The organism is Nocardiopsis halotolerans DSM 44410 (assembly GCF_000341065.1).
Taxonomy (GTDB): Bacteria; Actinomycetota; Actinomycetes; order Streptosporangiales; family Streptosporangiaceae; genus Nocardiopsis; species Nocardiopsis halotolerans.
Map to the genome: position 1 here is coordinate 1 of NZ_ANAX01000039.1, position 7931 is coordinate 7931.

7 protein-coding genes are annotated in these 7931 nt (G+C 73.4%); 4 read left to right on the forward strand and 3 right to left on the reverse strand.

The features are described 5' to 3' along the window. Positions 1-37 precede the first annotated feature (37 nt). Entirely contained in the window at positions 38-1321 is a 1284-nt protein-coding gene (locus D455_RS0102970) for a pectate lyase family protein (protein WP_026122263.1), read from the reverse strand. A gap of 187 nt (positions 1322-1508) precedes the next feature. Between D455_RS0102970 and D455_RS0102975 the strand changes: the two genes are divergently transcribed. Further along, on the forward strand, positions 1509-2489 hold the full coding sequence (locus D455_RS0102975; protein WP_017569283.1) for a LacI family DNA-binding transcriptional regulator: 981 nt from the start codon (positions 1509-1511) through the stop codon (positions 2487-2489). 155 nt (positions 2490-2644) lie between these two features. Here D455_RS0102975 and D455_RS0102980 read toward each other — a convergent pair whose 3' ends face one another. Next, positions 2645-3220: a TetR/AcrR family transcriptional regulator gene (locus D455_RS0102980; RefSeq protein WP_017569284.1), complete on the reverse strand. Its 576-nt coding sequence runs from the start codon at positions 3218-3220 to the stop codon at positions 2645-2647. Positions 3221-3294: 74 nt separating this feature from the next. On the opposite strand from D455_RS0102980, the gene D455_RS0102985 reads away from it, so the two are divergent. Then, on the forward strand, positions 3295-4344 hold the full coding sequence (locus D455_RS0102985) for a zinc-binding dehydrogenase (RefSeq protein WP_017569285.1): 1050 nt from the start codon (positions 3295-3297) through the stop codon (positions 4342-4344). 65 nt (positions 4345-4409) lie between these two features. Here D455_RS0102985 and D455_RS0102990 read toward each other — a convergent pair whose 3' ends face one another. After that, positions 4410-5294 (reverse strand): helix-turn-helix domain-containing protein, encoded by an 885-nt coding sequence (locus D455_RS0102990; RefSeq protein ID WP_017569286.1) that lies wholly within the window; start codon positions 5292-5294, stop codon positions 4410-4412. Between the two features lie 145 nt (positions 5295-5439). Between D455_RS0102990 and D455_RS0102995 the strand changes: the two genes are divergently transcribed. Together D455_RS0102995 and D455_RS0103000 are read left to right on the forward strand one after the other, a co-directional pair. After that, positions 5440-6354: an MBL fold metallo-hydrolase gene (locus D455_RS0102995; protein WP_017569287.1), complete on the forward strand. Its 915-nt coding sequence runs from the start codon at positions 5440-5442 to the stop codon at positions 6352-6354. Between the two features lie 86 nt (positions 6355-6440). Next, positions 6441-7883: a carboxylesterase/lipase family protein gene (locus tag D455_RS0103000; protein ID WP_017569288.1), complete on the forward strand. Its 1443-nt coding sequence runs from the start codon at positions 6441-6443 to the stop codon at positions 7881-7883. Positions 7884-7931 lie beyond the last annotated feature (48 nt).

The following is a 7931-nucleotide window of genomic DNA, read 5'->3' on the forward strand; positions in this document are numbered from 1 at the left end:
TACGTGACCCCGCTGGGCGGGGCACCGCACCACCGCGCTAGAGCAGCCCGGCGCCCGCCTCGCGCGGCAGCCCGCGGATCGCGTGCACCGGTTCCACACGCGTGTGGAACTGCGGCACCCAGGTCAGCTCGGTGCCCAGCGCCCGGTCGGGATGGGCCTCGTTGTGCGCCTCCACCAGGTCGACCTCCGTGACGCGCCCGCGACCGTCCTCCATCACCGCGTTCCCGTGCTCCACGATGTCGGTGCCGCCCCAGTTGGCGACGATCTCCTCCGCCCCGATGCCGTCGCGCATGTCGAACAGGTTGTTCTCCGCGTACAGGTACGACTCGAAGCCCACACCCAGGCTGTACTGGTACAGGTCGGTGGCCACCGTGTAGTGGTTGTTGTAGACGTGCACCTGCCCGTAGCGCACCCGGGGCGCGCGCTGGCCCAGGCCGTCGAAGTGGTTGTGGTGGAAGGTGGTCCGCAGGTACCCGCGGTCGGTGGTCCGGCCGTCGCTGTTGCCCACCAGGATCGCCTTGTCGCGGTCCTCGAAGTGGTTGTACGACACCGTGACCAGGTCGCTCGCGCGCACGACGTCGAGCAGGCCGTCATGCACCTCGTACCTGCGCCCGAAGTACTCGGGCAGTTCCGAGCCCGGGTTGTCGCCGTCGGTGAACGTGTTGTGGTCGATCCACACGTTCGTGGAGCCGGAGATCTCCAGGTGGTCGTACTCGGCGTTCCAGTTGCCCTCGCCGCCGTCGCCCGGGTCCCATCCGGGGAAGCAGTCGTGCGTGTCGGAGAGGGTCAGGTTCCGCAGGATGACGTTCTCCTGGTTGATCACCCGGATGCTCATCCCGGTGATCTCGGCGTCGTCGCCGACCCCCACCACGGTCGTGTTGGAGCCGACCTCCACCCGGACCCGCTCCGCCTGCGCGTCGGCCGAGGCCTCCCGCGCCTCCTCCAGCGGACCGCTGGGTTCCTCCCGGCCCCAGACCTCGGGATCGTAGGCGGCCAGGTACTCCTCCAGCGTGTAGCCGTCCACGGCGTAGTCCCCGCATGACAGGGGTGTGCCGTCGGGTGCCGTGTTGGCGTCGATCGATCCCTCGACGCGGACGATCTTGGGTTCGTCACCGCTCACCGCCTCACGGAACTCCTGTGCCGTGGAGACGTGGAAGACGTTCTCCGGGGCGGCCTCCGCGCCCCCCGTCGTCCCGCCTCCGGCCGAGGCCCAACCGTCTCCCTCGGGCAGGACCTGTCCGCCCAGGTCGGGCGCGGCCTGGGCGGGCACCACCGCGGTCATCACGAGCACCGTGCTCAGAGGGAGTGCGAGTCTTCGCATGTCCTGCTCCTCAGGGGGATAGCTGCAAACGGTTGCATGAACATCCCGTACGGACCGGACCCGCGTCAACCCCCTTCCACCCGGGAAAACCCCGGAAAACCCGGCACCGACCCGCAAAACACGCACTGGCCAACCACAACCGGTTGCCGCTAATCTCGGGGACATCCCACAGAGAAGGAGGCCACGGGTGGCCGTGACCATCAAGGACGTCGCCCTGGCGAGCGGGGTGCACGTGTCCACCGTCTCCCGGACCTTCTCCGCCGCGCACCTGGTCAACTCCGAGACCCGCGCCCGCGTACTCGCCGCCGCCAGCGCCCTCGGCTACCGGCCCAACCGCGCCGCCCGCGCGCTGTCCACCCGCCGCACCGGCAACCTGGGGCTGATCGTCGCCGACATCGCCAACCCCTTCTTCCCGCCCCTGATCAAGGCCGCCCAGGCCCACGCGCGCCGCAGCGACCACCACGTGTTCGTCGCCGACACCGACGAGCAGGCCCGCGTGGAGGAGGAGCTGATCCGCTCCATGGCCACCCAGGTCGACGGCGCCCTGCTGGTCGCCCCGCGCCTGAGCAACCGGCTGATCGCCGAGCTCAGCGCGGACGTGCCCTTCGTGGTGGTCAACCGCCAGCCCGCCGGGCTGCCCGCCGTCCTCATGGACGTCGCCTCCGGCGCCGGGCAGGCCCTGGAACACCTCGCCGGCCTCGGTCACCGTGAGGTCGTCCTGCTCACCGGCCCCCGCGCGTCCTGGACCAACCAGCGTCTGGAACGCGCCGCCGAGGAGGCCGCCGAGCGCAACGGCCTGCGCCTGCACCGCCTGGGCCCCAACCAGCCCACGGAGGAGGGCGGTGCCGCCGTGGCCGACGAGGTGCTCGCCCTCGGAGCCACCGCCGCCCTGGCCTACAACGACCTGGTCGCCCTCGGCCTGGTCCGGGAGCTCCGGGACCGGGGGGCCTCCGTTCCGGGGGACCTCAGCGTCGTCGGCGTCGACAACACCGACACCGCCCGGCACTGCGCCCTCACCAGCGTCGACATGCCCACCGCCGCCGCCGGACGCGCCGCGATCGACCTGCTGCTGCACCGCGTCACCAGCGAGGACCCGCCCGGCACCGTCACCCTGGACACGCGTCTGGTGGTGCGCGGTTCGACCGCCGCACCACCGGGTGCGCGGTGATCCCGGGCCGACGGGGTCCGATCCGGGGGTTCGGCGCCGTTTTCCGCGCGTACGGCCCCCGGGGGTTCCCCGGCCCCGGAGTGCGGATCCGGGTCGCGTGACGCGGCTCCGGACGGGGTGGTGCGCCGGGATCCGTGCGTGTCGCTCGGCGCCCCCTACCCGCGGGGCGGCGCGCTGGCCCGGACGAGGGCCCGTGCCAGCTCGGTGCTCTCCGAGAGGGTGTCGAGCGGGAGCGGCCGCGTGGCCAGAGCTCCCTCGTGCAGTACGAGCAGCCGGGTGGCGAGGGTGTCGGGCCCCGAGCAGCCTGCCGCGGCGGCGAGTTCACGGAACAGGTCCCGCAACCAGGACTTCTGGTCCGCGGCGATGCGGTGGGCGGGGTGCGAGGGGTCCGGGAGTTCGGCCAGCGCGTTGATGAACGCGCATCCGCGTGTGTTGGTCCGGCTCCAGGTCAGCAGCACGCGGAAGGGTGTCGTGACGGTCTCGACGGGGTCGTCGCAGGCGTCGACGGCGGTGCGGACCATGGACCGCCAGCGCTGGTCGCGTTCGGCGAGGTAGGCCGCCACGAGATGGTCCTTCGAACCGAACTGGTTGTACAGGGTCCGTTTGGTCACGCCGGAGTGCTGGGCGATCAGGTCCACCCCGACCGCGGTGATCCCGCGTTCGTAGAACAGCTCCTCGGCGGCCGCCACGATGCGTCGGCCCGCCGGTGTCACGGGCTGTGTCTCCTGCATTGGACGTCTCTTCACAGATCAGTGTAGCCTTACACTAGTTCACAGATCAGTATACCCAAGAGGAGGTCTGGACGATGGGCGTGCCCGAGACCATGCGCGCGGTTCGGATCACGGAGCACGGGGGTCCGGAGGTACTGGAGCTGACGGAGGCGGCCGTGCCCGCCCCGCGGGCGGGAGAGGTACTGGTCCGGGTCAGCGCGGTGGCGCTGAACAACACCGACCTGTGGACCCGGGAGGGCGCCTACGGCCGCCCGGGGGATCCGGGGGCGCTGTCGGGCTGGCGGGGTCCGATCGACTTCCCGCGTGTGCAGGGCGCCGACGTGGCCGGTCGGGTGGCGGCGGTCGGCGCTGACGTGGACGAGGGCCTCGTCGGCCGCCGGGTGGTCGTCGACCCGGCGGTCTACGACGCCCAGGGACCGGACGCGAACCCGGTGGGCCTGATGGGGAGCGAACGCGACGGCGGTTACGCCGAGTACGTGACCGCGCCGACGGAGCGCGTACACGACGTGACGGAATCCCCCCTCACGGACGACCAGCTCGCGGCGTTGCCGACCGCCTACGGCACGGCGCTGGGCATGATCGAGCGCGGCCGGCTGCGGGAGGGGGAGACCGTCCTGGTCTCCGGGGCCTCCGGCGGGGTCGGCCTCGCGGCGGTGCAGATCGCCCGTGCGCGCGGCGCGAGGGTGCTCGCCATCAGCAGCGGGTCCAAGATCGACGCGGTGCGCGGAGCGGGCGCACACGAGGTCGTCGACCGCGCGCGGGACGTCGCCGAGCGGGTCCGCGCCGCCGCGCCGGAGGGCGTCGACGTCGCACTCGACGTCGTCGCCGGGGACCTGCTGGGTGAGGGGCTGCCGCTGCTGCGCGAGGGTGGCCGGTGGGTCGTCGCCGGCGCGCTCGGCGGGTACGGCGTGACCTTCGACGTGCGCCGCCTCTACCTGCACAACGCGCAGGTGATCGGCTCCGCGATGCACACGCCCGCGCACTTCGACCTCCTGATGGACCTGGCCCGCCAGGGCGGCGTCCGGCCCGTGATCGCCGAGGTGTTCCCCCTGGAACAGGCCGCTCGGGCCCAGGAGGAGCTCGCCCGCAGGGGGCACGTGGGGAAGATCGTCATGCGCCCCTGACGCGGTGACCGGAGAAGGCGTACCGGTAACGTTTCGGTCGGCCGGCCCGATCGCGCCCCGGCGTGTCAGTCGGTGTCGCCCGGTCCCGCGAACCGGGACAGCAGCCTGAGCGAGTCGGCCGCGGCGGAGCCCTCCTCGGTGGTGACCACCGCCACCGACTGCTCCGGCGAGCGGGCGACCGTGAGGAGCTGTTGTGTGACGGTGAGCTCGCCGACCAGCGGGTGGCGCAGCCGGTAGCGGTTCGCCTCGCAGGGCCTGACCCGGTGGTCGCTCCACAGCTCGGCGAACTCCCGCGACCGCACGGACAGCTCGCCGACCAGTGAGGCCAACAGCGCGTCCTCGGGGTGGCGGCCCGCGACCAGCCGAAGGCTACCCACGACCGCTCGTGCCTTGCGCCGCCAGTCGACGTACAGCTCCCTGGTGTGGGCGTCCAGGAACAGCATCCGCGCCAGGTTCGGCCGGTCCTCGGCGCGGTCCGGCGCGGAGGGGTCCAGGTGCCCGGCGAGCAGGGCGCGGGCCGTCGGGTTCCAGGCCAGCACGTCGGTGCGGCGGCCCAGGACCATCGCGGGAACGTCGCCGAACGAACGCAGCAGGTCGCGGGTGAGGGAGTCGACCCGCTCCGGCGGCGGCTGCCTGAGGCGCCGGGGACGCCGCGCGGCGATCTCCCGCAGGTGCTCGGCCTCGTGTTCGTCCAGCCGCAGCGCCCGCGCGATCGCGTTCAGCACCGCGTCGGACGCGTTGACCGACTGCCCCTGCTCCAGCCTGGTGTAGTACGACACGCTGACCCCCGCCAACCGCGCGAGCTCCTCGCGCCGGAGCCCGGCCACGCGCCTGCGCCCGGGCGGCTCCGTCAAGCCCACGTCGCCGGGCCGCAACCGCGCCCGCCGCGCCCGCAGGAAGTCTCCGAGCCGGCCCGCGACCGTCGGTTCCACCGTCTGGGAAGTCGTCATGGCATCAGCCTAGGCGCGGGCCTCCGCCTCCGCGGAGCCGCGAGCCTGACCCTGCCGTGGATACGCACGAGGGAGGGCTGGCTACCACGACGCGGGTGGCGAATCCTGGCCGGGAAGCAACGCCGAGCACGAAGCGGGAGCAGCCATGCGGGAACAGCGACGGGAGATCGTCCTGGGTGACGTCACGGTCACCCGGGTCGTGGAGTACTTCGGACCGGTCGACATCGCTCCGCGGGCCTTCCTCCCCGAAGCGCCGGAGGAGGCCTGGCGGAAGCACGGCCCCTGGCTCACACCCGACTTCGTCGACGCCGACGCCGACGTCGTCGTGAGTGCCGTCCAGACCTGGCTGCTGCGCAGCGAGGGCGGGACCATCCTGGTCGACACCGGTGTGGGCAACCACAAGGAGCGCCCCTACGCACCGGTCTGGAGCCGCAGGGAGAGCGACTTCCTGGGCGAGTTGGCACGGGCCGGTGTCGAGCCCGAGGACGTGGACCTGGTGGTCAACACCCACCTCCACGTCGACCACGTGGGCTGGAACACCCGCCTCGCGGGCCGCGAGTGGGTGCCGACCTTCCCCAACGCCACCTACCTGATGCCGAAGGCGGACTTCGACTTCTGGAATCCCGCGAACGGCCACACGCCGAACCTGGGCCGCGGCAACCAGAACGTGTTCGAGGACAGTGTGGCCCCCGTGTACGCGGCCGGGCAGGCGCTGCTGTGGGAGGACGGCCACACCATCGACGGCAACCTGCGCCTGGAGCCCGCGCCGGGGCACACCCCGGGCTCCTCGGTGATGCGGCTGGCCTCGGGCGGCGACCGGGCCCTGTTCGTCGGCGACCTGGTGCACACCGCGCTACAGATCATGGAGCCCGACGCCAACAGCTGCTTCTGCGAGGACCCGGCCGAGTCCCGCGCCAGCAGGCGCCGGCTGCTGGGCGAGGCCGCCGACACCCGCGCGCTGCTGTTCCCCGCCCACCTGGGCGGGCGCGGCGGGGCGGAGGTGGCCCGGGACGGCGACGCGTTCGCCATCAGGGAGTGGGCGCCGTTCGCCCGGCTCTGACGCCCGGACGGCTCACCGAGGCGCGTCGACACCGATGGCGGCGACGCCGGAACGCACCAGCGAGTACCGCAGAGCAGGAGTGTGCAGTGTCCGACCCGATCGTGACGACCACCGAGGGGGCCGTCCGCGGCAGCGCAGACGACGCCGCGGCCCGCTTCCTCTCCATCCCCTACGCGGCGGCGCCCGTCGGCGCCGGCCGGTTCGCCCCGCCCGCGCCGCCCCGCCCCCGGACGCACGTGCGCGACGCGACGCGGCCGGGGCCCACCGCGCCGCAGCCCCGCCGGGACGCCTTCGGACGGCTCGACATGTCTCCCTACTTCGGCCCCGGCTGGGTGCGGGGCGACGAGTACCTGACCGTCGACGTCTGGTCCCCGCGCGGGGCCGAACGCAGCCCGGTGCTGGTGTTCGTCCACGGTGGCGGCTTCGTCGCCGGATCGACCCGCGCACCGCTGTACGACGGCACCGCCTTCGCCCGCGACGGCGTGGTGCTGGTGACGCTGAACCACCGGCTCGGCGTCGCCGGGTTCCTGGACCTGCCCGGGGCCCCGCGCAACAGGGGACTGCTCGACGTGCTCGCCGCCCTGGCGTGGGTGCGGCGCAACATCGCGGCCTTCGGCGGCGACCCCGGCAACGTGACGCTGGCGGGCCAGTCGGCGGGCGCGACGACGGTCGCCGGCGTGCTCGCCGATCCCCGGGCCGAAGGCCTGTTCCACCGGGCGATCGTGCAGAGCGGCAGCGGGCTGGGCGCGTTCTCCCCCGAACAGGGGTCTCGGGTGACCCGAGCGGTCGCGGACGCCCTGGGCGTGGCACCGGACGCGGAGGGCTTCGCCGAGGTACCCGACGAGGACCTGGTCTCGGTCGTCCCCCGGCTCGCCGGGATCGATCTGCGCACCGCCGACCACTTCGACCCGCTCATGGGACTCAGCCCGTTCGGTCTGGTGCTGGACCGCCAACCGGCCGAGAGCCGCCTGGCCGGTGTCGACCTCCTCGTCGGCACCAACGCCGAGGAAGGCGCTCTCTACCTCGCACCGCGAGGCGGCCTGGCCGCCTCGACCGCCGAGGACGTGCGCGCGACCGCGGCCCGCGCCCACCGCTCCCCAGACCGGCTCGTCGCGGCCTACCGGGCGCGGCTTCCGGACGCCGGCCCCGGCGAGCTGCGGTCGGCCATCCTCGGTGACGCGCTGTTCGGTGTCGGCGCCCGCAGGCTCGCCGAGGCGCACGGCGGCGCCCATGTCTACGAGTTCGCCTGGCGGTCGGCCGCTCTCGACGGGCGGCTCGGGGCGGCGCACGCGATGGAACTGCCGTTCGTGTTCGACCGGCTGGACGTTCCGGGGCTGCGTGGTCCGCGTGCGCTGTTGGGGCCGGAGGAGCCGCCGGAGGCGCTGGCCGCGGAGATGCACGCGGCGTGGACCGCCTTCGCCCGTACCGGGGACCCCGGGTGGCCGCGGTTCGGGGAGGGCGGCCTGATCCGCCGGTTCGACGCCGTTTCCGCGACCACCGCCGAAGCGCGGGACCTGTCCGTCTGGTAGGCGGCGCGCACCGTCACCGTCGTCCACGGCCCGGCGGGGCGGGGCGGG